Consider the following 26,988-nt stretch of genomic DNA (forward strand, 5'->3'; position numbering starts at 1 on the left):
ACCGTGCTTAATCTCTATTAAGCGCGGTTTTCTATAGGTTCAAGAAGACCTTCATTTAATGCCTTATCAAGCTTTTACTCTAATTTAATTGTATCTGACACACCTGTCTCATATTTGAGAATTGGCTTGGGTTTTTAGAACGGTTCTCTGGAGTACCTATACTTATAAAGGACTTACAATGGATTGAACCTTATGCTCTCACGTTTAAATATTGCGAAGAAAATATATTTTCTCGGCCTGTCTCAGTTGCTGGCTATGTTGGTAATGGGAGGGTTTGCGCTTTTCCAAATGAATAAAATTGGTAATGAGCTTATTGATATTGCGGAAGAAGATATTCCTCTAACAAAGAAAATGACTTTAGTAACAGAACATCAGCTTGAACAAGCCATATTATTTGAACGAGCTTTAGTTAAGGCGATTCGAGTATCTCAGGGGTTAGAGGAACTGAGTCAATATAAACTAGCCAGTAAAAAGGTTCATGACTTAACAGAAAAAACTAAAGATGAAATTATAGAGATTGAGCATTTCATTGAAAAAGCCATTCCTTTGCTGCACTCAGAAAAAGCAAAAGAGGAATTTGCCAAATTACATGCTCAGTTAAAAGAGGTAGAGAAATCTTATTCGGTACTCATTAGAGAAGTCGACAGTGTGCTGGCATTAGGTGTAAATGGCCAAATTGAAGAAATGTTGGAAAAGTCGAAAGAAGTAGAGGCATTAGAAGATGAGCTCGATCATGTGCTGATTGATATTCTGGATGAAGTTCAGAATTTTACTCTTAGTAGCGCTCTTCAAGCAGAAGAAGATGAAAAGTTCGCACTGAAATGGATGTCTGTAATTGCGGTTATCGCAATCGTCATTGGTATTGCAATGCCACTACTCATTGCTAAATCAATTACTAAACCTATGCGTGAACTCGTTGAGCGTATTGAGCAAATAGCGCATGGTGATGGTGACTTAACGGTTAGATTGGATGATTCGAGAAAAGATGAAGTTGGTCGCGTGGCCAGGGCATTTAATGACCTGCAATCGGTGTTGACCAAAACGATTCAACAAGTAAACAACCAAGCAAAGGAACTGGGGATATCCTCAACAGAAGCCTATTCGTCCATGCAGCGAACACTATCTAATGTGGAAAAACAGCGTAGCGATATAGAGCAAGTGTCAAATGCAATCCATGAAATGAACACTGCGACTCAGGAAGTCGCTTCAAACACCACCAATGCATCATCAGTAACAGATGAAGTCAAGCAGCGTGTTATAGATGGACAGAAGGAGTCATTAGCAACGCAGCAAGTAATACAAGAGCTGGCAGACGAGGTATCGAACTCTTCAAAAGTGATTGAAAACTTGGTTTCTGAAACCAATAAGATAGGACAGGTTCTTGAATCTATACAAGGTATTGCAGAGCAGACTAACTTGCTGGCACTGAATGCTGCGATAGAAGCTGCGCGGGCAGGGGACACTGGGCGAGGGTTCGCTGTTGTGGCTGATGAGGTACGTTCGTTGGCTCAAAGAACACAAGATGCGACCGTGGACATTCAACAGCTAGTTGAACGGTTGCAGTCCGAGGCTCAAAATGCGGTGGAAAGTATGCGCAAAGGAACGAAGACGGCTGAGGTGTGCTTGACTAGAAGCTCAGATTCAGCAGAAACTTTTTCTGTTGCAGCAGAGTCAGTAAGACAGATAGCAGCATTGAATATGCAAATCGCAACTGCTGCTGAGCAGCAATCCATTGTTGCCCAAGAAATCACTAACAACTTAGAAGTGATTCGCTCTTTAGCGGAAGAGACAGCTGACGAGACAAAAAACACTGCTAGCACAAGCGAAGCCATTGATAAAAGTGTGTCTGGTTTGCAGCAACATCTGAATAATTTCCGAGTATAAAGTGCACACGTTAACTTGCTCCTTTTAGCAAAAAGGTTCAGATCAGGCCCTAGATCACTAATTACTGGTAACGGCGACGTTTTTGCGGATAATAGCCGCACTTCATTATTACCTTTAAAGGCGTAAACTTGTGACTGCTCCATTTTCATCAATACCCCTAAAGAAAGCTCTGCTTGATACGCTAGACAGCTTAGGCTTCTCCAACATGACACCTATCCAGCAGCATAGCTTACCTTTGATTCTTGAAGGTAAAGATGTCATTGGACAGGGCAAAACAGGTTCAGGTAAAACAGCGGCATTCAGTCTCGGCGTGCTATCAAACTTAAATGTGAAGCGATTTCGCGTTCAATCTCTGATCCTTTGCCCGACACGCGAATTGGCTGATCAAGTTGCTAAAGAAGTTCGAACTTTGGCACGTGGTATTCACAATATTAAAGTGCTGACATTGTGTGGTGGTATGCCAATGGGGCCTCAAATTGGATCATTGGAGCATGGGGCTCATATCTTGGTAGGCACGCCGGGCCGAATTTTGGATCACCTTTCAAAAGATAGAATCGATTTATCTGAACTTAATACTTTGGTACTTGATGAAGCCGATCGCATGCTCGATATGGGCTTTCAAGACGCGTTGGATAGCATCATCGACCAAGCGCCAAAAGAGAGACAAACGTTACTTTTCAGCGCAACATTCCCGTCGACAATTGAAGCGATAGCTAAGCATGTAATGAGTAAACCTGAGCTGATCAAAGTGGAGTCAACACACTCAACTCGAAACATTGCCCAGTCTTTCTACAAAGTGGATTCTGTAGAGCAACGGGATAACGCGTTGGAAGCTTTGCTCTTAAAACATCAGCCTGAGTCTTCGGTAGTTTTCTGTAACACAAAGAGAGAAGTGCAGAATGTGTGCGATGAATTGCATCAGCGTGGTTTTAGTGTGACTGAGTTGCATGGTGATATGGAACAGCGCGAGCGCGATCAAGCTTTGGTTTTGTTTGCAAATAAAAGTATCTCAGTGTTGGTTGCTACTGATGTTGCCGCTCGTGGACTCGACGTCGATAACCTAGATGCCGTATTCAATTTTGAACTGTCACGTGACCCAGAAGTGCATGTCCATCGTATTGGTCGTACAGGTAGAGCAGGAAGCAAAGGCGCGGCCTATAGCTTTTTCACGGAAAAAGATGGCTACAAAATGGCGTTAATTGAAGAATATATGGATATTGCTATTGAGCCTAGCGAACTGCCGAGAGCCCTTGAAGGTTGCAAGCCAATGTCGGTGAATATGGTGACTATCCAGATCAATGGTGGCAAAAAACAAAAGGTACGCGCTGGAGATATCCTAGGTTCTCTCACCAAAGAAGGCGGTATTGATGGTACGCAAATCGGCAAAATTAACTTGTACCCAATGAGCTCTTACGTAGCCGTCAGCAGAAAAGTGGCGAATAAAGCACTAAAACAACTACAGAACGGCAAGCTAAAAGGTAAGCAATTTAGAGCGCGGTTGATTAAACCCTAGAAGCGTCAACAGACAATAAATACTGCTTGATTACAGTATTTATTGTCTTTTTTTGTCCAAATTGATTTTAAGATATCGCTATAACTGAATAATAATTTATTATGGAGTTAACTTTTTTCTCATTTATTATATTCAACAAAACGAATAAATAAGCGATAACTAAAGTTATAAAATCTATTTGGATGGTTTATTTTCGTTCTCATTCTTGACTTTCACTTATTTTAAAGTGATTCTTCACATTCATTCTATTGGAGGTAATATGCTTAAAAATAAAATAATGAATATAAATGGAGGAATTATAAAAAATTTCCTTAATGTGTATGAATTTAAAAGTATTACTGAAGCATCTAAGATCTCCGGTTTATCTCAGTCAAGCGTAACTAAGCAGCTGCAAGGCCTTGAAGCAAAACTCGATACTATATTATTTGATAGGCACACTAGAAACTTAGTCCCTACACAAGCAGCAGATTACCTTTATTCAAAGTTTGATGATTTATATCGAGAGTTCGTATCTCTTGAAAGCATGACCAAAAAACTCCATGAAGGACGTTATGGTAGCCTTAGCATTGGCATAGGAAAACTTGTTTCTCCATTAATTAGTCAAGCCATTTATTTAAATAACTTAGAAAAATCAGCGGAGCTTAAAGATATCAAGGTTAATATATGCTCTGACACTTTTATGAATTTAAATAAAAAACTATTACAAGGAGAAATTGACTTATTTATTTCTCAGTCAGAAATACTTCCAAACATACCTGAGTTAGACTTGTTAGTGAAACTTCCATTTCTAAGTCTAGAAACCGCTTGTGTGATAAGTCCATTAATAGAGAAAAAAGAAGATATCACAGATTATAAGTGGGCATTTCCTCAATTTGATGAAAATCATATTTCTTCTAGATTAAATAATCCAATGGTTAGAGACTTTTACTTAAAAGCTGAGAAAAAAGGAAATATTGAATATAAAGTAGATAGCAGCGATGTTCGGATTAAAATAGCCGAATCTGGTAAGGCTGGCACTCTAGTACCTTTTTATTTGGTAGAAGAAAAAATTAAGTCAGGAAAATTAATTAGAATATCATTAGATATAGATTTCTTTGAGTTTTCTATCTACTACTTGGCTAACCGACCTATAAATTTAAAAATCAAAAAAATAATAAGTAATTTGAAAGAAACATTAATAAAAGACTACCATTTTGTTGATTTAAATAATAGAAAGCAGTTCGCAATACCAACCAGTTGATTTAACTTAGAGAGTCAGGAGAGACTGGTTCGGTCAATACCTACATCATCGACACAACCGCGCTGTAGGCGTTGTAGGGGACATACACGCTAATTGTAGAGAATCACTTAACATTTACTGATCTTATTTCAAAGTTGACAAAATATTATTGTAGTACAAGGTGTTTTTAATGGTATTTTTTCGAAACCTGAAGTGATTCAAGGTTAGCTTTGTTTTTACTTAAGCGTTTAATTTTGAATAGGTATTTAGTAAATTTTTACTCGCTAGAGGTATTTTAGGTTCCCTCACTAAAGAAGGCGGAATTGATGGTAAGCAAATCGGTAAAATTAATCTATATCTAATGCGCTCTTGCGTGGCTGTCAGCAGAAAAGTGGCGAATAAAGCACTAAAACAGCTACAGAATGGAAAGCTAAGAAGTAAGCAGTTTAGAGCACGGTTGATTAAACCCTAGAAGCGTCAACAGACAATAAATACTGCTTGATCACAGTATTTATTGTCATGTTTTCCAACTTGAGTCTAATCGGGTGAGGTAGGGTAAGAAATTTCAACTCCAAACCTATCTAATTTACCAAGCCAAGCTAGAGGTATTTCCAAGCCTAATGTCAAATCGATTACTGAGAACGTATGGTTGAAGCAATATGCAGAAGTTGGTTTGGCTCTAACCTATAATACTTAGAGAGTGCTTTATAGTGGCTGTGAACTTGCAATGTTACCTAGAATTATATTTTTAGCTTTTATACTACTTTTTATAGGTAGAACAAACGGTAGTACATTACACATTGTTCGTGGCAACCAGAGTTATCCTCCATATGAGATATACATACCAAATACGTCCTTAACTGGATTCCACATCGATTTAATTAATATTGTGGCCGAGAAAATTGGTGTGAAGGTTCGTTATGAAAGCGTTCCTTGGAAGCGAGCAGTTAGTATGATCGAGCAAGGGCAAGCAGACGCTATTACTTATTTTGGTAAGGCACCTAAAAGGGAAGAGTTCTCAATATATGAAGAGGGAAATATCATAAGCCATACGATAAATGCATTTTTTATCCGTAGAGAGAACGCTCAACTTTTTCAATATAATGGAAACTTAAATAAACTGGCTAAGCACTCAGTCGGAAAAATTTTTGGTTTTGATTATGGTGAGGAATTCAATAAGATTCGCTGGCGATCAGTTGATGAAGGAGCAAAAGATGATACTTCTCTGTTGCTTAAACTTTTGTTGTCTCGATTTGAGGTCGCAATAGGTAATAAAGCACGAATAACTTATATTGCAAAATTACGTGGTACCTATGATGAAATTTTATTTTTAGAGCCAGAATTACAATCGCTCCCACAGTATCTAGCATTTTCAAAAAAAGCTTAAATAAACACTGGTCACGACGATTTGCCGATGCTATAGAAGAATTTAAGCTGACCAGTCAATACAGAGAGCTCAAAGACAAGTACGACATAGACTAATTGGCTTTCTGGGATTGGGTGAAGAGGTTAGGTAGTGCGATTACACAGGTGATACAGGGGTATCCCTCCTAACTGTAGAGAATTCATTTCTTTCCGCTAGCCAGTTAGTCCAGCTTATTTACTCTATTCCGAATAGTTTTTATGTCACAATAGCTCTACCTGTCCTCTTCAAAGTAATACTAGAAAATTCGCTGATCTATCTTCAAACCCACTAATCCAAAGCGTTACAGCCATGGTTCGATATCATAAGAAGAGGGTTTAAGCGCCACTACTTTTTCTTCTTTTAGGGACGTATCCGTTTTATTCTATATATGCTTTATTTTTTAATGTGTTATGGTTGTTTGATTGAAAGCTAGGAAGGCAGAAAAACGAGCCAACCTATTATTAAGAATGTTATTCTTATGTTCCCTTGGTTGTTGTGTTATTACAGACAGAGTAAGCGAGATATGACGCTACCGCGATATCGAATTATAGTATTTGCCATTTCGTTGCTTGTATTTTCTATCTCGGGAATCGAACTGATTCACTTGGGAACCACAAAAACTCATACGCTGAAAACGGCTTTCTTATTGCCATCTTGCTGTTTTCGATAGTGACATCGTACATGGGGTTACAAGGCGTATTTCATCTCATTATGGGTAGTTAAATGAACATTCCAAATATACTTTTTTTACAACCGAACCGAGTATGGAGAACCTACTTGGGTGGTGTTCAGCTAGACAATATGGAAGGGAATTCTTCTCCGAAGGATGATCATTTTCCTGAAGATTGGATTGGCTCAACCACGCGTGCAGTGAACAAAGGCAGAGAGCATCTAGAAGGTGAGGGATTATCATTTGTTAACATTGACGGTGAGTCACTCTCATTAAAATCACTTTGTGAAAATGCGCCGTTACAAATGTTAGGGGAAGATCATTATAAGAAATATGGCGCTAATACCCAATTTTTGACTAAGTTTTTAGACTCATCTATTCGCTTGCATATTCAATGTCATCCAACCGTGGAGTTTTCCCAAACTTATCTCAACAGTAATTCAGGGAAAACAGAAGCGTACCTTATTTTGTCTATTCGAGATGAAGTGAGTGATCCTTATATTTACGCTGGATTCCAGCGGCCTCCAACTAAGGAAGAGTTTAAAGAAGTGATAGAAAAGCAGGATACAGACAAAATGCTTTCTTACTTCGAAAAAATAGCGATAAAACCCGGTGATGTGTTTATTGTACCGGGAGGTATGCCTCATGCTATTGGGGAAGGGGTGTTTATGGTGGAAATCATGGAGCCAACGGATTTTACTGTAAGAGTGGAGTTTGAGCGTGGTGGTTATGTTTTGCCAGAATCGTCACGCTATATGAATCAAGATATTGACTTCGCGTTGTCGATGTTTGATTTCAATCCAATATCAACGGAGCAATTTAAGCAAAGACACTTTTGCCTTCCCAAAAAAATTGACCAACAAAATCAGAGCGTAGAGTTTTCTATCGTTGATAGCTCAAACACTCCTTGCTTCAGTGTCAATCGCCTCGAAATACGAGATAGGTATGTGAGAACGATGACTTCGTTTGCCATCGGCATCGTGACTGAGGGTGAGGGCGTTGTTGATATTGATGGGGAAAAAGTCCCGGCAAAAATGGGTACACGATTCTTCATTCCTTATCAAACAAAGTCCGTAATCTATGAGTCGGCATCAAAAATGGAAGTGACAATGGTGTTTCCACCAAAGTAGCCCAATCCATCTTGTAGTCTGAGCGTTGTCGACTCCGAAAAGTAGGCCGTTTGAAGAGACATTATAAGGCTTAGGTTGGCGTTAAATCTATGGAATTGTATAGGCTGGAGGATTAACGCCTCCAGCCTTTGTTGTTTTATGCTTCTATAGAAGCGCTGTCATGGCTTACTTCTGATGGCTGAAATTCGCCTTTAAAGTTCTGTAAATAGAAAGCACCTATCCATAGTGAGAACAGAGGTCCAGCCCATATCAGCCCGATAAATATGGGGATCATAGAAATCATCATTAGCAGCCAGCCTGCAATAAGCAGCCAAGCTCCACTGAAAATTTTGCGACTCATCAGTTTTATGGATGTTAGGATAGCCTGTATCGCTCCCATGCTTTGGTCAATTACTAGCATTGAGGTGATTAGAAGTAATATCGCAACGGCTAGTTGAAGCACTATGCCCAATGAGAAAATAGAAAAGACTGTTGAGGGGCTGACAGAAATATTCGATAAAGTAAGGATGGATATTGATAATGTAGGTAAGCTGCTAACAAGCATGGTGATTACCGATATAAAGTAAACCCTTGACCAATAACCCTTTGCATTGAAGCCTTCTTTCCAATTAACACTTTCTCCCTTAAGCTTTTTAAGCACAACTTTCGCACTTCCCGCACTGGCGACAGCCATAATTGCAGGGGTAATAAGCAGTATACATATTAAAAATACCAGTAAACCGGCTTCTGAACTCGGAGCTGTGCCCGTATTGTTCGTCATATATTGCAATGGAAAGGTAATCGCACCATTGACTATTGCGACAGTTACCCATGGCAATAGAATCGCCCTCTTACAACCTTTAAGGTTCTTACGGGCTCGCTTAAATGGTCCCTGTACTTCAGAGGTATCGGAGTGGTTGTTTTTTACTGTTGAATCGGTCATTTTTTCTCACTGCTTTAGTTAATTGTTCTTATTATATGGGATTTAGTTGACAGGCTGATAAGCAAAGAAAATAAAGCAAAGCGGCGGCGTATTCAATTAATTATTTATTAATTTGGGTAATGTTTTTATTGATAAATTCATTGGTAATAAAAAGGTGTGGCGTGAGTTATAACTCTATTTGAAATTATACGAATGACATTCAAAAGCATGATATAGCCAGTTTATTTCTTCATCTGAGTAAAAAAATTGAATCATGAAATTTTGTTGTAGTGTTCGTAGACGAAACCTTCCTGTAAGCCGGAATATAGCTGATGTGGATACAGTTTGGTAATGCATTCTGTGTTGTTATGTAACTAATTGTTTTTCATAAATAAAATATGAATTCATTCATGTATTCGAAAATTTTCCCAGAAAGGCAAACAGCGACATGTTAAATAATTCTCTTATCAGATTTAACTAGTTGTTAATCTCTGATAATGAATGGGAAATCTTATATACATGGAATTAATATGAAATATACATCAACGTTGCTTTCTTCTCTTCTACTTGGGCTATTTTCTCAAACTGCTAACGCGAGTGATTTAGTTTGTGTCGCCCCCCAAACGATTACTTCGTCTTTAAATATGATGAATGATGGACTTATTCAAAATAAAACTGGTGATGTATTGGGGTACACAGGATATTTTGTGGCTAAAACCCATAACAATGATGAAGAAAACGAGGCGAATACAGCGGCTTGTAGCCAAGTGGCACAATTTTCATCTAAGACAATGATTCTACCATTAACAGGTTCGTTGGGCGGCGCGACCAAGGAAGCAAAATTTGTTGAAGCTTACGGTGTTGCTGCGAATATACGAAGCACGATCCGTGTTATTTGGGTGAACTCTTTGGTTTATGAAACAGAAGATGGCAAACGCATCACATTACATCCATCGAAGAGTCCAATGTTACCGATGGGGAGTGTTCATACGGCATTAACTAGACCTGAGGGTTGGGAGCCTGATGTAGCGTCTAGAGGGGATGAAGGAACATTCTGGCATTGTAAAGCAGAAAGGTGTGCAATTGCGTTTTTGTGATTAACTCAATTATGTTCTCTTGAATAAGTAGCTCGGAAAGACTCCGAGCTACTTATTTTCCTAGCTATTATATCAACCTTTCAATGGTTTATCTCCCATAATAAATGTGATTCTTGCGTGATTGATAGTGTTGTAAAGCTCGTTCTGAGAAATTGAATAGTTAATTTTCGATAAGTCGTCTATCGGTTTACCGTTTAACAAGATTTTCTTAACGTAGATATTTTCAGGACTATTGTTTGGCGCATTAATCGTTAATGTTCGAGCAGGGTGCGTACCATAGGCAGGAACGTTAACTGTCAATTGATTGAAGAGCGGGCTGCCAAACTGAATAGTATCAGTGCCAGGCAGTAGGCTGAGGCCCATGCTGTTCATTAAATACCAAGCAAACATTGAACCGTTGTCTTCATCGCCACTTAGTCCGTCTGCTGCGTCAAAGAACAATGAATGAACCAAGTTTAGGGTGCCAAACGAGCGTTCTCCATCACCAAAACAGTTGTAATTTTGATGCGTTTTGTCGCGTTCGGGATCCATGATGTTTCGAAGTATACATTGGGTTTTCCACGGAGCATCGGTATAGACATATCCGTATTCAAATCCCCATGATGGTTGGTTGTTAATTCCGAATTGGCCAAGTCCTAGGTATGTCATTTCTTCCTGCTCATGCCCGTACCATTGCGAGTTGTAGGCAGAGGTAGATTGAAACATTTTATCCAATTGGTTTTCTAACGCTTTTTTCGAATCGGACATACCGTTTGCAGTAGCGATTTTATTTGCCAACTTGGGCATGTTATATTGCATATTGAACATATACTGCCATGGGCTGCCTTCCACATAACCGTATAACCACATATATAGCTTAGAGAGGTTACCGTAGACGTTTTCAGGACTATACCAATCACCATTTGATTGCTTTCCATGGAAGAAGCCTTTCAACGGGGCAGTGGCTCCATCTGGATATGTGACGTCGTAACTTGTATCAGTATCAAATAACTGCTCGATGATACCTGTTGCCTGACTTGTCATATCATTCACAATAGTTTCTAGCTCTGTTTGAGTAGAAGTGACGTACTTGTTCTTGTCTTGTATTAGAGACTTTGCCATATTGGCGATACAGGTATTATCATAAGAAAAATCCAAGCTGTTAGTAACATTTTTAGATGTATTGGAGCTATAGTTGTCATCGATAGGAATATAGCCATACTCTTGAAGTTTGTCCCAACCATAGCGTCCACACTTGGTGCCACCGGCACATTTATCGTCAGGTGCTTGTTGAGCATCTTTGAGTATTGCATCTAAGGCAGTTTGTACCGAGTAATCTGTGACTCCACGTAGATAAGCATCCGCGATAACGCAATCACTATGTGTACCTGTCATAGATTCACGATAACCAGGGCTAGACCATTGGGATAGCCACCCGCCTTCACGGAAGGTATTGAGCTGACCTTCGATGAGCTTATTTTCTACATCTGGGTAGACCAAACTATAGAATGGATATTTACTGCGGTATACGTCCCACATGCCTTCATCGGTAAACATATATCCATTGTAAACAACAGGCTTTCCAGTCTCGTCATTTTCAAAGGCTAAATACGGACTGCGATGGAAAATATGCTCGTATTTATAGCTTCCATCCTCATTTCGTGTTCGAGCTGTATTACATTGTCCGTTTTCATCATAATTATCACACTCAAACCAAGAGTGTGGGTTTATTAGTGTTCTATAGATTCCGGTGTAAAAAACTTTTCTTTCGGTATCGACGACGGATTTAGGAAAGTTATCTGCTTTGAAGGTCATACGAGATAAATATTGATTCCACTGGTCCTTATTTCGGTTCTCTACTAGGTTAAAGTTATATGGTTTCCAGTTAGATTTTCCAGCAAGCTTTGGATTACCTAGTTCACTTTCAAGGTTAAACTTGGCTTGTTGTTCGCTGATATATGATGTTCCTACACTCGCAACAACATCATTTGAATCAAACGTAAGCACTATTTTTAAAGATCCTGAAGGAATTTGATAGGTTTGTGTAATTTCATCAAAGGTAGCTTCTTGTTCGTTACTGCCATTCCATACCTTAATATCACTAGGTTTTATTGCTTTGTTTATAAGCCCTTTATAATCGTAAAATTTAACAGAAAAGTTATTTTTAAACCCACTAGGAGCACCACCGCTACTATTGCTGGTATTCCCATAAAAATTCTGACTCTCTTTGTCCCAAGAAAAACTGCCGTCACCTTGTAAATCAAGAACAATTCGAGTCTTATCTTCTGGGGATTTAAACTCAAGCATTCCAGCTCTACGGCTAGTCGTTATCTGTGTGGTTAGATTGTTATCAAAACTTACTTTATATAGGTATGGGTGTGATTCTTCGTTTGAGTGAGAAAATTCAGCAGTTGGTGTCCCAGGTGACGTATTTTTACCAATTTCAGAAGAATAAAGCACAGGCATAAAACTGAAATAGCCGTAATCATTTATCCATGGGCTTGGTTCGTGGCTAAAACGAAATCCTGTTATAAGTCTCTCTTTTTGTTGGCAATTTTTTATATCTTGATCTTCTTTTGTACAGTTCCAGTAAGTATAGAACCAACCAGGCCCATTCTTGTTGGCATTGTCCGTTAACATTTGTGGTGATATTAATGTCATTGGCATTGGAACCGCGACAAATGGAAGTTTATTTCCGTGTGAAAAACCAGGGTGGGCATCAGTGCCAATCATGGGATTAATATACTTCGACAAGTCTGATGTATTTAAACTACCAGCAATAGAAAAAGTAGAACATGCAGACAATACAATTACAGACATAATATTATTAAGTTTCAAAACAAATATCCTTATTTATTTAATTTCTTTGTTTATTTCCACGAAAGAATTTAATGAAAAATTGAAGATGTGTTCTGGATTGATTTGTACGGTACACTATATCTATTTTAAAATTAATAATGTGATCAAAACGATCAAAATTAAAATTATTAATATATTCATATTTATATATAAATCTTGTTTTTTCATAAATTAACGAACCAAATAATATGCCTTAAATTCTAATGTTAAATTATAGGTGGTATTTTTGAACCTGATCATAGAAAAATTACTTTACTTGATGCTTACCATTTATTTAGGTGATTATGAGCACGTTTGTTATAGGGTGGTACAATAATCCAGTAAATGGATTTTTTATCTAGTTTTATTATCTTCTACTAAGGGGAATAATAATGCAAAGAGAAAAAGTTAAGTGCTTGGAGTAATTTTATTCCAAATTCAATAAATTTTTAGGCTAGGTAAGATAGGGCTATATAGGAGGTAGTTTAATAATACAAATAGAACTCTGTATTAATTAGTAAACCATATCCAATATAAAAATGTGAACTTACAGTTGGTGTTATACCCTGTAGGAAAATAAAGCTATTTCTGAAAGATATCTACTAAAACTATTAAAAATGGAATTATATTATGAATAGTAAGCTGACCGTTGTTGCGGCTGTTATCTCGTTGAGCCTATCCAATTTCGCTGTCGCGAAAACTACCCCTGACTTGGCGCAATATGTGAACCCTATTATAGGAACTGATTCACATGGCGATTTTTCTCATGGTAATAAACTTCCTTATGTTGCTTCTCCAATGCCAATGACATTGTGGTCTCCACAAATGAATGATGGAAGCTGGTATTACGCGTATACAGATTGCTCGGATAAAGAAAAAACTTGCAATGATAGTAGTGTCGTGAATCCGATTAGCGGTTTCAGGCAATCTCACCTTCCAAGCCCATGGATTGGAGACTATGGCCATTTTAGTTTGATGCCAATTCCGGTGAGTAGCAGCCTAGGGGTGGACTCAGTACCATCTGATTCTGCAATACGCAGTGCTAACTTGGGGAAATTCAGCCATGAGAATGAGTCCTCCCACCCCTATGAGTATTCGGTAACGTTTGATAATGGAATCAAAACAGATCTCACGTCAACTAGACGCACAGGATACCTACGTTTTACCTCTAATGAAGATACTTCTAGAATAGTGTTGGATCTCCAAGGTGGTGGAAATACAATTTCTTGGGATTCAGTTGAGGATCAATTTTCAGGTTATGTGAGTAATAATTCTGGAGGTGCACCAGGAGGGTTCAAGTCTTTTTATAATATTCAATTTTTCAACAAAGGTGGTGAAGAACGGGTTAAACCTACCAGTATAGAAGTGTGGGATGGAAATAACAAAATTGATCCAACGGCGAATGAAGAAGGCATCACGAGTGCTTCAAACTCCCACCTCTATATTGTGTTTAACTTTGATGCAAAAGTTGTCACGGCTGTTGTCGGAAATTCTTACACCAGCGAACAGCAAGCTAAATTTAATGCAGAAAACGAAGTAGGCGATCCAACTGTCGCAAATACAAACGCTTGGGTGCCTTACTCATTTGACAAAGTCGTACAAAATAGCGAATCCTTATGGAATACCTACTTGTCTAGAGTTCAAATTGAATCGAAAAATGTAGAGCCAAGTACTTTTAATGAAGAGCGCTCTGTATTTTACACCAGCTTATACCGGACTTTAATTAATCCTCATGCATGGTTTGAGTGCACGAAATACAATGCTGATGGGCAATGTAATACGCAAGGAGATGTACAAACGGATGGTAGTACTGAGTATAAATACATCTTCCATAGAAGCCCATATGTTGCTTTCACCGATGATGAACAGGGTAAGCCAAAAGTCTACAACGGTTACATGTTTACCGATGAAGGTACATGGGATGTATATCGAACTAAATATCCTTTCTATAGCCTTGTTTATCCGGATGTTGAGTCCAAATTAATCCAAGGTATGTTGAATGTTTACAAGGAGGGGGGCTGGCTTTCCCAATGGTCGAGCCCTGGCTATCGGGACTCAATGACAGGAACACACAGTGATTGCGTTATTGCAGATGCGTACCTAAGGGGAGTGAGAAACTACGATGTTACGACCGCCTTTGAAGCAATTAAACAAAATGCAACGGTAGCCCCAGATTACAATACTTGCCGGAATGGTAACGAGTGTGGCAGGACTGATTTTGATGAGCTTGCACAGCACGGATATATACCTGGAAATAGCGCAGGTTCTGAAGCGACGGGCAATAGCTTAGATTACGCGTATGATAATGATTGTATTGCAAATATGTCGGAAGCCCTTGCTTTGACTACTGATAACCAAGAAACCAAAAAAGATTATGAAGACTTCGCTAACAAGATGCGTCAAGCGTCTAGAACGATAACGACTAACTTATTCGATTCGGACACTGAAATGGAAGTGACGATGCCAGATGGTGAGAAGAGCAAGCTTAAAGGTTTCTTCCATACCAAAGATTCTAATGGAAATTGGCTAACTCTGCCTGGCAATAGCGAATTGTCAGGACTGTATACTTGGCGTTATGGCTACAATGAGGGAAGTGCTTGGCAGTTTATGTTCTACATGCAATATGATTACCCAGCACTAGCCACAATGTTTGCACAAGCTAACGATATGGCTGGAGAGCCAAAACAAGCACTTGAAAATCAACTTGATAAGCTGTTTACCAGTATAGGGCGATATAATGGAGGCGGTTATGGTTACATCCACGAAGGTGAGGAAATGACTTATATCGGCCTTGGTCAATTTGGTTTCAATGACCAACCATCATGGGGATATGCTTACGCATACAACTACACTGAATCTCCTTGGAAAACGCAGTGTATCGTTCGCAATATGATGGATCCGAACCGCGCTGACACATATAAAGAATATCAGTGCTTTGGGGATACGCCAGCAGGCACGGATCCAGATAAAAATGTATCAGCTATGTTTGCAAACAAACATGATGGCTTAAGTGGCGATGAAGATAATGGCTCCATGTCGGCTTGGTATATCAACAGTGCGATGGGGTTACACCCACTACCGGGTTCTGATCGCCTAGAATTCGGAAGTCCACTATTCAGTAAAATGAAAATCGAAGTGCCCGCGTATGCTGACCATAAAGCGAAAAGCTTAACTATTTTGGCGCCAAAAAACAGTGAAAGTAATATCTATGTGTCGAGTATTTCCTTAAACGGACAACAACTGTCAGACTTAGAAGAGAATAACTATGGTATTAACCAAAGCGACCTGTTTTCTAAGACAAATCACTCAACATTAACGTTTGATATGGCAAGTGAGCCAAACACGGAAAGTGTAACTAATTAGAGAGACTGGTTACTTAAATATTCTTCACTTCTTGGCTAGTTGCGAATGCAACTAGCCTTTTTTGCATTTACTTAAAGTAAAAAAATTTAACGAGTAAGATCTATGTTAATTCCAATTCCAGCAGTTACTTGATGCTCCTTGCTGGTTAAAGTGTTCGCTACTCCGTTGGAATTTGCATAATTTGAATCTTTAGCAACAAAAACTCTACCTTATTTTGAGCAGCTATCCCTGCACAACTATTTGATCACTTAATTGCTGACCTTGTTATAGGACTTTAGTGTTAATAGCTTCACAAAGTAATATTTCTAATGAGGCTAAGCAAAAATTCGCCTTTGATGAATAATGTCTATTCTCATCTTTGACCTACTAGGAACTAGAGGAAATTCATCTATAGATAACTTATTTTCTAGAGAAGGGAATAGATGAAAACTTTCGGTGTTTATGCCTTGTTGATTATATAAAAATAAATAAAATCACTTCTTGTTAATTATAAAACAATATAATAGAAATATTTTCATTCTTCAGGGTGGTTTTTTGTGCATGGTGTTATTTGTAGAGTGTTACTAGGTCAATATGAAAATACCTTCCAATTTCCATTGCTTTAAATTTTTATATTTTAAGAATGACATTCTAAAAATATCAAAATAATCTTCAGTATAATATGTGTCACAAAAATGAATTATATGGTTGATTAGTATTCTTTTTAGTCAATCAATGCCCAAGATTATTCTTCAAATGATTTAATTTGTTGTATCTTTTGGGGATCATTAATTGTCATGTTGCATATGTCATTTATAAAGGTAATAAGCTAATTACGTTTGGAATTGGCTTTTGCATATTTTATTGCATAAGGAATTATAATAATGAAGAGAATCATAATTGCTTTGGTCGCACTCTGTTATTTTTTGTTTCCTATGAGTTGCTTTGCTAAAACAGTATCAGAAAAACAAAAACCAATAGACGATTGTTTTTTCTGTCAGTGGGGAGCAAAGCCAAACTTGCCCAAATTTAGCGACAAAGTTGCTCAAAAATATGGCTTGGATAGAGACTTGTTAGATAAAGTCTTCCAGCATAGCTTCAATTTGAATCGTATTGTTTATGGTAATAATGGAAGCAGCCCTAATAGAGGGTCGGATTATTGGTTTAAACAGATCTATCTAAAGTCAACGCAGAATCCCGCGCCACAAAATGGTGATGGCGCAGTTTATTATCAGATGCTTACTGGTGATATCCCTGCTATGTGGGGAAGGGATTCAATGTGGCAAATAATGCCGTATATCGTCTATGCAAAGTCGGATCCTACTTCCAAAGACTCATGTGAACAGCATCCCGATACCCCTAGTTTAAGATGTTTATCGAGAGGAACGATACTGTCTTTAGCGTATTTCATTAGCTCTGATCCGTTCCAAACTAAAGGCAAAGAAACGGGTGTGTACTTCAATATTTATAAAGGTACCAACAAAGCTAGCAATAATGGCCCTAGCTTTCCAATACCAATGACTCAAGTGACCACCGATACGTGCAATCTTTCAGCGAAACCGAAATCGGGGACTGTACCAAATGGCGATTGGGTTTTAATGCAGCCATCGGGTTCGTATAAATCGATCTCAAGCATCGAGGGAAATGAAGACGGAGACTGTGGGTTTAGCAATCAGATAGACAACGAATCTTATATCTATGATTCTTTGTATGAGCCAGATAGCTTGGCCAGTTGGACATTGGCGGTTCTGTTATATAACAGTAAGTACCCACAAGAAGATATTCTAAGTCACCCTTGGGTTGTGTCTTCATTAAAGGATTTTATTGACACTATTGCAGTCGAAACAAACCACGATAAAAAATCACCTTACTTAGAAAAGTATTCTCTACCTAATGACGGAAAAGGCGAACCCGTAAAAGGCTTCAACTACCAAAAAGACGATGCGATATTAACATGGGCAGGGTACCGTCCATCTGATGCGCCAATGAAGTACGGTTATAATATTCCAGACAACCTATACATTGCGACGGCATTAAAATCCATTGCTGCAGCATACGCACAATCGGAAAATTATAGTGATGATCCTATCCTTGTCGACAAAGCTAAATTGCTAGCGCAAAAAATAGCAAATGGGGTAGAGAAGTATGGTACTAGTCAAATTACGTATACCGACAAAAACGGTTACAAAAATAAAATTACTATCTATGACTATGAAGTAAATGGTTATCCTGAAGGTAATGCAAACCGAAAAGTGGTCATTATGGATGATGCTAACTTCCCTGACTTGTTGAGTATACCGCTGCTGACCGATCCCTCTTTTTACAATATGAACGAGTACAACAATACCGTAGATTATATTAAAACGTATTACCAAGATACGTATGGTCAGAAAGAGAATTCGGAAGTGACTAATTACTATTATGACTCCAATTACGGCAATTGCGGTGGCAGTGATTCAGTAAACTATAAAGGGTTAGGCTCTTATACTTCTACCAATAAAGTGTGGCCAATGGCTATCGTTATGGATGCTTGGATGCAGACAAGAAATGGCCAAAACGTTAACGCTAAAAAGTTCTGGCAAGATATGCAGCAGTTACAAGGATTCTTGAATACTCAAGACAACGTATATAGCTTCCCAGAAAGTTTTAACGTCTGTAACCCTGGTAATTCTCCAACCAGAAATGACGATTCATTCGGATGGATGGCATCGACTTACTCACTATTTGCTAGAGGCTGGTTCAAGCCCGAAATTACGCCTTACAATTAAGCTTTATTTAATCTCTTAAGGGCTACCTGCTGTGGGTAGCTCTTATTTTCAGGCACTTAAGTTAGACCAATTTTCCGAGGCTACCCCTGCTGGAGTTTAGTTGTATCTGTTGGGAGCGTAGCTTTTATTTCTGCAATGCTATTTCGACTTCAATAGAACCATGGGTTAAGTGGTACGAATGTTTTATTAAGTGATAGAAATAAAGCATTATTTTAAAATTGACGAGGGTAAAACATGAAATTTAAAAGCTTAGTACTTTCTGCGATATTACTTGGAGCGCAATCTTTGACACCTGCTTTTTCTCAGGTTACTGATGATCTGAACAATGCACCAGTAGTTGCGCAATATTATCCTATTTATAATAGTGGAAACGACTTCTTGACCCCTTGGATGGCACCAAGCTCAAAACCTATCCCTCCACTAAATCAAACCAATTTCGTTATTGCTGCGTTTGCTCATGCCTACACAATAAATGGAAAAACGACGCTATCCTATGAAAACCAAAGAGGAACAAATCCAGACACTGGCCAACCAAACCCGCCTGCAGCGGGAGACAATGACCATGATCGATTGCTAAAACTTGTTACCGCAGTGAAATTAGAAAATCCAAACAACAAAGTACCAGTTCTTATTTCGTTTGGTGACAATAGTAGTGATTGGAGCAAGATTTATGATGACTACAAGAATGGAGTCAACCATTTTCCTAAGAGTGTTGCTAAATTTGTTGTCTCTAATGGGCTAGATGGTGTTGATATTGATTTTGAAGGGCAGACGATTCCATCCTCTCAGTATCAAGATTGGACACAAATATTTGCTAATGTTCGCCAGTCTCTGGATCGATTGTCTAATATTACCCACAAAAAATACTACATAACGATCACTCTAGACAGCAGCAATGTTGGCTTTATTTCAGCACAAAATGAAAACGAATTTGATTTGATCAATTTGATGACTTACTGGGGCCGTGTATCAATTAATAGCGAAGGACAAGTAGTGTGCTCGTTATTGGACGATATTCTTTCTGTCGATCCTCAATTAGCCAGTAAGACCACATTGGGATTAGACGGAGGAGCTGGGGATGATGTGAGTGTTCGCGTGCAAGGGTATCAACAAGATGGGTTAGCCGGTATTTTCAATTGGGAAATGACTTCGGATCAATCGGACAAATTCGCGGTCACTAAAGATATGTGGACGCAGATGATTAATTAGTGATAACAACCCTACAAAGTGCAATTTGTTAGTTGGCCTCGTTTGTAAATTTGAGGCCAACTCTTATCGCATGAGGCCAGGGCATATCCCAGAAGACTGAATACTTAAACAATGAGGGCAGTGTTTATTCCAATTTTTCTAACATTACTCCTAGTAGACTATCTAATTTCTGTTTTTGTAGTCCGGTTAGAAATTCAAGTGAATCTTTATACATAGCCGAGACTGAAATAAGCATTTCCTCCGCTAATAGCCTACCTGAAGGCGTTAATGTAATAGTAACACTTCGACGATCTTCTTCACTGTGAGTGCGGACAATTAGCCCTTTCTCTACAAGGTTATCGAGTCTGTTAGTCATGGCTCCAGATGTAAGAAATAAAGAATCGATGAGCTCTTTCGGTGTTAGCTTATAAGGGGAGCCTGCTCTTCTTAAAGCTGCGATAACATCAAATTCACCTGACTTTAATCCATATTGCTTGTGATGGTCGGCAATCCTCGATTCCAAATGCTTAGAAAGCCTGATGAGTCGGCCAAAAATACCCGTTGCAGTGGTATCGAGTTCAGGCATCTCTTTATGCAATTGCTCTTTCACTCTATCAATAGAATCCATGATTGATACCCCCTTAAAAATTTTTGTTAGATATAAAGTATCTTTATAGGAACATAATTTTCTTTGATCAAAAGAAGTTTACACTAGTGTTGTTTTACAAGACAATATTCTTTAGAGTGATGATTTTAAGATATTGATAATAAAAAATAAAATATCAATTCATAAAAGTTCTATACGTGCTACGTAATCTAAACACTCTACGAGGCAGCCGCTTTAAGATAATAATCTTTATGTAAAGATACTTTACATGTTAGACGAGTGAGATTAGTATGATTTGGACAATATATCTTTATGTAGAGATACTTTTTATGAACTTTGTTTTTACATTTATAATTTACTTTGTATGGGGAACTTGCTACGCAGTCGCACAATATACTTTACCTCATTTCCCATCTTTGTTATTGGCGTTATTCCGCGCTCTCCCGGCTGGGCTGATTTTATTCGCAATTAAACCTTCTTTGCCTAAATTTCCTCATCGCAAGCTGCTAGCGATATTAGGCTTGATAAACATCGCCATTTTCTTTGTGTTAGTTTTTGTTATGGCTGGGACGCTTCCGGCTGCAATATCTGGTGTAGGCATGATATCTGTGCCAGTGTTCGCCATGGTTTACCAAGTGATATTCCTACGAAAAAAACCGTCAGTTATTGAAGTTGTCTCTGGCTTCGTGTTGATAGCTTTAGCTTATTTGCTCTTCAACCCAAGCAGCATGACACTAAATCCAGTAGGTCTGCTTGCTTTGCTTGGTGCAATTATCTGTATCGTGGTGGGCAGTAACTTAACTAGAATTGCTGGTAAGCATGTTCACTGGTGGACCATTATTACTTGGGAGCTTTTATTTGCAGGTATTGCGTTAGTCATTGCAAACGTAGTAGCAGTCGGTATCAACCCTCATCCCTATATTGAAGCTTTCACACATTTTGATTTAAAAAATCTCATTGGCTTGTTATGGATAATTATCGGTACTAGTGCATTTGGTTACGGCTTTAGCGTTTGGTTACTTCAAAATATGTCCGTTGTTGATTTTACTTTCGGTAATATTGCTAACCCAACTGCTGGTGTTCTAAGTGGTTATATTCTTCTGAACAATACTTACTCTCTCACTCAATACGCACTTATGGTTGGTATGGTTTTGGTTGCCCTTGTTCCTCAAATCGTAACCAAGTTAACAAAAAAACCACAAAACGCAGAGATTAAAGCTCAAGCTTAATATGTTTTGCTAAAGCAATCTCAAGCTATCGTCTCTGTTTGTTTTAGTTTTTTAACTCTTCTGTGTTTTATTTTTGGTATCAACTACTGTTTTTATTATACCTAACACCTAGTCGCCAGTGTCTTATTTTACGTGTCATTATCTTTAAGGTTGAATTTATTTTCCTCACTGGTTTTTTAATTTTTATAAAAATTTTAAATGGCTGAAAATTACTGGTAAATATAATAAAATATCTAAATATGACATGAGATTAACAAGGGTGTCATTATTTTTAAATAATGAGAATTAAAATAATTTAATAATAATTTTATGATTTAACCATCTCCATTGGGTTTCGTTGAGGCACTCGCTCTATCGTGAAATTTGGCTGAGCGTTCTTCCTTTATTTATGCCGACTTTCCTTGTATGCAAACAAAAACAAGGCATTAAAAATCCAGTTAGCATCACTTTAGACTCCTGATGACATCAAAAGGCAGAGTGGGCTGAGTGCAAAAAGAAAACCTTTAAAATATTTAGTAATTATTATTATTAACTATTATTAATTATCTTTAGTATAATTTATTAATATCATTTGGTTTTTATTTTAATTATTGTGTGTTATTTAACTTTTGTCACAAATATTATTATTTTTATCCATTAGAGTACTCGGAATTTTTATTGCCTGACTTAATGGAGTGGAAAATGAAGGGTGCTAAGGATAAAAAATTTACGGAAATAAGAAAATTAGTAGTCAATACTATAAATAAAGCATTAAAGAATGAAAAACTAAAACAGAAAGAAATACTTTGCTTTGATGCATTAGTTTCTCGCCGAAAGTTTTTGTTAGGCAGTGCTAAATTAAGTGGTTTTGGACTATTGGCCACCAGTGGCTTGATGCCAAGTGCTTGGGGAAAAGTGGATCCAGACTTTTACAGTAACCCCGCGGATTTTGGCATTACTCAAGCTGAAATGGCCATCGAAAAAACGGCCTATCAGTTATCTTCCGGAACAGAACTGTATACTCAAGTCGTGCAAGGCAAACTCTTTGAGTCTTCATCTCAAAACCAAGGCCAGCACATGGCGTTAGAAGGGTTTAACGCCGGTCAAGTTAAGTTGCAGTCGAGCTTGGGTTCATCCACTCCCTTAGAAGAAAGCTTTGATGATGATAATGCCAACTTTGGCTCAATGGACATGGCGCAAGTCGTTAAAACCAGCGATGGAAAATATACGGTAGAACTCGTCGAGCACAATAACGTCGCCCAGAGTGATGATGAGGTCGCCGGTGGGTATATCACCAGTCGAATTCCTAACTCAAAATTCAAATATGGTGTAGATCCTAAATCCAAACTTTGGCCAATTCATCACCCCTTACACAATACTTACGACGCCACGCTGCAAAAAGTCACCGGGGTACAGGCTTTTTTTCTCTCTGATGAAACGGGGAACACTAGAAACTATTTGTGCGTTCGGTGGATGACCAGTGATACCGACTTTTCTTCCATGGGTGAGGTGAGCTACACCGATTGGAATATTAAACCGATGCACGATATTTTCACCAAAGAGATCCAGTGCCTTCAGCCTTACACCGATGTCGATGGTAAGACGTATTTCTCTGTCCACCTAGGTAAGACTAACGCTGATGGCTTGCACTCGTACATATTCTCCATTGACAGTTTCAAAAAGTTAAGAGTCGATGCGTGCCAAATTAAGTACACTCGATTTGCGTCATATCTGATGACTGCTCTAAATCACGTGCATGTGGATGGGGATGACATCACGTATTTCATGTCCTCGGCGGATTCAGGCGCAAATACGCGAATAAAATTTGGGCCAGATAGAGCGACTAACGTGGTGGACGTTTCCTTTGATGACACCATAGCAGAAGGAACATACAGAGAGGAAACATTCGACGGTGCGTATGAAAATCCTATTAAAACGAAAGGTAAGGTTTATGGGAATGTTCAAGGTAGTATGTCATATGATATGAAAAGCTTCCTTAGTGAAGTGTATGAAATAGCAAAAGGGACGGTGCAATATCCCAACGATAGCAATGAATATAGAGCGAGTATTAAGGTGGCCCGTGTAAGTGTTGCCAACAGCTCAGGTGTAACTCGGACCGAAATTGTTCGATTGGCCCATCAAGAGGATACCGGCGAATTAGTCGGGTTTAGATCATTTTTATCTCCCGACTTGGATTTTCTCAATAAACCTGTGCTTTTAACAGGCGGACGCAGTAAGTTTGGTGGATTTACATTTTTCTCGAAAGACGCCAGTAATAACGTGCTGATGTATCGACAGGCCTGCGAAGATGATGATCAGCCCTATTCTCCAGTTATCACGGATAACACGTTTACACCAGATCAAAAAAGTGATGGGGCAAACCTCATTTTCGGTTCTCCCGCTTTTGCCAACATACTCACGGAACCTGAACCTAATGTAAACAATTATAAAACCTACAGCGGTTTTTATCTGGGTAATAAATCGGCAGCACTGTATTGCAAATACCGCTTCAACCAGCGTTGTGAGACCCTATCAATAGAATCTCAAACATCCGGCAGTACTGAGGTCCATCAAGCTTTTGTGAGCTATCGTAAGCAAGTCGAGCAGACCTGGGTCAAAATCCCGATATGCCAGAGCTTGTCGAGCTCAGAAGCCGAAGCGCAAGATATGGTATACCAAGACTGTTATCGGGCCACGATACGTGCACAAAACGCCTATGGCACGCCAGTGGCCGGCACGAGCACACAATACCTTGAAATACGCAGCCCTGCGCCGACCAACATTGTGGTGGAGAATAAGAAAAGCTTCCACATCGATCGCACGGTTGGGGCGATGCTGCCACTGAGTGAGGCGAACGGCTGGCTGAATGTGTTAGTCAAAGCCGATGATGTGGCGTGTACGCTGATGGTGCGCATTGTTGATACGCAATATTTATCGCCGACGGCAACCGATTCGATGTTGTATGCGGACAGCGCAGATAAGGGGGCAAGCACGGCGTGGTACAGCATCAACTTGGCTGAGCAGTCGACGAAAAGGATGACCGATCCTGCCTATAACAATGCGACCGCATTGAAAGAAAAAGCGGCAGCCAATGGGGTAAAAATCAATAAACAATATGCAGGTCAAGAAGATGAAGCCTACCAAGCGCTCAGTGATTTGTACGTCAACGCAGGAAAATCATTAGAGGTGTTGAATGAAACTGACCCTGATGATGAGAGTAAATTTAGCCAAGCCGCGGGGTTGTTTTTAGCCGCACCAGGAAATGATCCGTTAGTTTCGATGCAGGTCGCGAGTGCTACCCCGAATGTCCGCGCCTCTTCAGCTCAAGGGATGGCTTTCAAGTTTTCTTCAGGTCAATTATCGACTGACACATTCACTGAAGGCAATGCATACGTGTTCAATGGTTGGTTCAAAAAAATTATCGGGGTTATCTCTGATGCCATACACAGCCTCAATAACGAAATAGATAAAACCTTTCTTGCCGATCTTCCGGACGTTTTGGGTATTACCATCGATGTCACAACCGGCGTCAGCAAGGCGACTATTGATAAAGACTTTTTGAACAAAATCGGCCACTTTTCTATGGAAGATGTGGTGGATGCAGTCATTGAAACAAATGAGCAATTTTGTGATTTGGTCTATCATATTGCGTCCATGGTTGTTGATGTAGCAGCGGTGCTTGTTCGCTCTATCATCGCGCTCATTATGCTGCTGGTTCATATTGAAGATGTGATGAGTACTATCAGTTCGGCAGGCTCACTTCATGATGAGCTATTTGAATATCTGTTGAGTGCAGAAAGCGCGGTGACGGAAGGGGTGAGCACCATGCATTCTGAGGTGGATAAGGGCTTTGAGTACATTAAAAATCAATTGCCAGACGTGCAAGATAAGTATCGAGGAGCAGGGCAAACCGTTTCAGAAGCGTATGTCAAAGTATTAGAGCTGAATCAGAAGACATTTTGGATGCTCGTCGATAACCCATTGGTCAACGATATACTCATTCCCGCTATTAATTGGCTCAACAAGGTGATGGGCGATATATTGGACGAAATATATAACGTTGTCAGCCCTATATTGATTGCTGATATTACCAGCATGGATACTGAAGATCTTATCGATAATATGGTTGGGTATGCTTGTCCTGATAACTTCGAGCTCATTAATGAGTATGTGGGGGCTATGACTGAGATTTTATTCAACTCTGTATTTCAACCACAATACTTGCTGGACAGTGTCTCTAACGCTGCAAATAAGCTGGTTTCAACTATCGAAGGTGTGGTCGATTGGGGCTTTGAAAAAATAGAGGCCACCTTACAAGTGGCGTTTGAAAAATTTAATAAAATATGGAACGAGAAGGTGATCACGTTCCAAATTCCCCAGTACACGGCACTGTTAAAGTTGTTTGGTATCGATTTGTCAGTCAGCATGAGCATGAAAGAGGTCAGCAGTATTCTGATGGGGATCTTCTCGTGGTCTTTTATGTACATCATCACAGGCAAAAGCATCAAATCCTTACCGTCTTTACCGTCAATCAATGAGCCCACAAAACTAATGGATGGGGAAGATTCCTGGAAGGTTTACGATACGATGTTTGATTTTTACGATTCGTTTCAATATCTGCTTAAGAACCTGAATTGGACCTTCAAAATGCAAGGAGACATTTTATCTCGAAAAATGCCTGATTTGGAAAGTGAAGCAACTTTGGCAACGAAACGTTGTGATCTTTTTTATGATTGTAACAAAGCAGTTTTAGACCCTCTCCGAACAATAATTAAATACACTAGAAAAGGCGTGGAGAAAGGCGTAGACGATAAATGGATCCAAAGTTTTTGCCTAGATACTGTCAATTCAATAGTTTGGATAGCCGTTGTATGGAATATGCGCATCAAAAAGTGGTGGCCTGGGACCGACGAAAAAAGGAAGATTCTAGTAAAGCTGCTGAAAAATCTACTGATTATCCTCGGTAATGTAAAATTGGTTATTAGAGTTATCGACTTTTTGGATGAAGAAGTCGAAGAAAATCATGATGCTCTTGAATGGTTTGGCTTTGGCAACAGTGTGTTCAAAATGCTAACAAAGGATTATAAATTTGCTGTTGGGTGTATGGCATGGAATATGGACATTGCGACCTATGAATCGCAACAAGAAACCATTTTTGCAGCCATATGGGCCTCATTTACGTTGGATTTGATGACTAAAGCTCTTGATGCAGACGAGGCTTGGGGGTAATTCATTTCTG

General features: G+C 39.0%; 15 protein-coding genes. 12 read left to right on the plus strand and 3 right to left on the minus strand.

The window, feature by feature from the left end:
* Positions 1–192 precede the first annotated feature (192 nt).
* From ACM2FC_RS08745 to ACM2FC_RS08770, 6 genes are all read left to right on the plus strand, one after another.
* Complete coding sequence (locus ACM2FC_RS08745) at positions 193–1,884, plus strand: methyl-accepting chemotaxis protein (protein WP_498480524.1); 1,692 nt, start codon at positions 193–195, stop codon at positions 1,882–1,884.
* Positions 1,885–2,014: 130 nt separating this feature from the next.
* The gene (gene dbpA, locus ACM2FC_RS08750) at positions 2,015–3,397 is read left to right on the plus strand and encodes an ATP-dependent RNA helicase DbpA (protein WP_498480525.1); all 1,383 of its coding nucleotides are present in this window, start codon (positions 2,015–2,017) and stop codon (positions 3,395–3,397) included.
* A gap of 259 nt (positions 3,398–3,656) precedes the next feature.
* Complete coding sequence (locus ACM2FC_RS08755; RefSeq protein WP_498480526.1) at positions 3,657–4,637, plus strand: LysR family transcriptional regulator; 981 nt, start codon at positions 3,657–3,659, stop codon at positions 4,635–4,637.
* A 271-nt stretch (positions 4,638–4,908) separates the two neighbouring features.
* Complete coding sequence (locus ACM2FC_RS08760) at positions 4,909–5,088, plus strand: DbpA RNA binding domain-containing protein (protein WP_498480786.1); 180 nt, start codon at positions 4,909–4,911, stop codon at positions 5,086–5,088.
* 255 nt (positions 5,089–5,343) lie between these two features.
* The gene (locus ACM2FC_RS08765) at positions 5,344–6,003 is read left to right on the plus strand and encodes a substrate-binding periplasmic protein (protein ID WP_498480527.1); all 660 of its coding nucleotides are present in this window, start codon (positions 5,344–5,346) and stop codon (positions 6,001–6,003) included.
* A 741-nt stretch (positions 6,004–6,744) separates the two neighbouring features.
* Entirely contained in the window at positions 6,745–7,821 is a 1,077-nt protein-coding gene (locus ACM2FC_RS08770) for a class I mannose-6-phosphate isomerase (RefSeq protein WP_498480528.1), read from the plus strand.
* Between the two features lie 136 nt (positions 7,822–7,957).
* Here the strand turns inward: ACM2FC_RS08770 and ACM2FC_RS08775 are convergent, their stop codons facing one another.
* Entirely contained in the window at positions 7,958–8,743 is a 786-nt protein-coding gene (locus tag ACM2FC_RS08775) for a hypothetical protein (protein ID WP_498480529.1), read from the minus strand.
* A 509-nt stretch (positions 8,744–9,252) separates the two neighbouring features.
* On the opposite strand from ACM2FC_RS08775, the gene ACM2FC_RS08780 reads away from it, so the two are divergent.
* Positions 9,253–9,819: a hypothetical protein gene (locus ACM2FC_RS08780; protein WP_498480530.1), complete on the plus strand. Its 567-nt coding sequence runs from the start codon at positions 9,253–9,255 to the stop codon at positions 9,817–9,819.
* Positions 9,820–9,891: 72 nt separating this feature from the next.
* On the opposite strand, the gene ACM2FC_RS08785 is transcribed toward ACM2FC_RS08780, so the two are convergent.
* On the minus strand, positions 9,892–12,636 hold the full coding sequence (locus ACM2FC_RS08785) for a glycoside hydrolase domain-containing protein (RefSeq protein ID WP_498480531.1): 2,745 nt from the start codon (positions 12,634–12,636) through the stop codon (positions 9,892–9,894).
* Between the two features lie 630 nt (positions 12,637–13,266).
* On the opposite strand from ACM2FC_RS08785, the gene ACM2FC_RS08790 reads away from it, so the two are divergent.
* The 3 genes from ACM2FC_RS08790 (at position 13,267) to ACM2FC_RS08800 (ending at position 19,955) form a co-directional block, all read left to right on the plus strand.
* Positions 13,267–15,999 (plus strand): GH92 family glycosyl hydrolase, encoded by a 2,733-nt coding sequence (locus tag ACM2FC_RS08790; RefSeq protein ID WP_498480532.1) that lies wholly within the window; start codon positions 13,267–13,269, stop codon positions 15,997–15,999.
* 863 nt (positions 16,000–16,862) lie between these two features.
* Positions 16,863–18,746: a glycoside hydrolase family 125 protein gene (locus tag ACM2FC_RS08795; protein ID WP_498480533.1), complete on the plus strand. Its 1,884-nt coding sequence runs from the start codon at positions 16,863–16,865 to the stop codon at positions 18,744–18,746.
* 234 nt (positions 18,747–18,980) lie between these two features.
* Positions 18,981–19,955 (plus strand): glycosyl hydrolase family 18 protein, encoded by a 975-nt coding sequence (locus tag ACM2FC_RS08800; protein WP_498480534.1) that lies wholly within the window; start codon positions 18,981–18,983, stop codon positions 19,953–19,955.
* A gap of 124 nt (positions 19,956–20,079) precedes the next feature.
* On the opposite strand, the gene ACM2FC_RS08805 is transcribed toward ACM2FC_RS08800, so the two are convergent.
* Complete coding sequence (locus ACM2FC_RS08805; RefSeq protein ID WP_498480535.1) at positions 20,080–20,562, minus strand: MarR family winged helix-turn-helix transcriptional regulator; 483 nt, start codon at positions 20,560–20,562, stop codon at positions 20,080–20,082.
* 308 nt (positions 20,563–20,870) lie between these two features.
* Between ACM2FC_RS08805 and ACM2FC_RS08810 the strand changes: the two genes are divergently transcribed.
* Together ACM2FC_RS08810 and ACM2FC_RS08815 are read left to right on the plus strand one after the other, a co-directional pair.
* A complete protein-coding gene (locus ACM2FC_RS08810) occupies positions 20,871–21,770 on the plus strand; it encodes a DMT family transporter (protein ID WP_498480536.1) in 900 nt (299 codons plus the stop codon).
* A gap of 681 nt (positions 21,771–22,451) precedes the next feature.
* The gene (locus tag ACM2FC_RS08815; protein WP_498480537.1) at positions 22,452–26,978 is read left to right on the plus strand and encodes a hypothetical protein; all 4,527 of its coding nucleotides are present in this window, start codon (positions 22,452–22,454) and stop codon (positions 26,976–26,978) included.
* Positions 26,979–26,988 lie beyond the last annotated feature (10 nt).

It is taken from the genome of Vibrio sp. A37 (assembly GCF_059777565.1).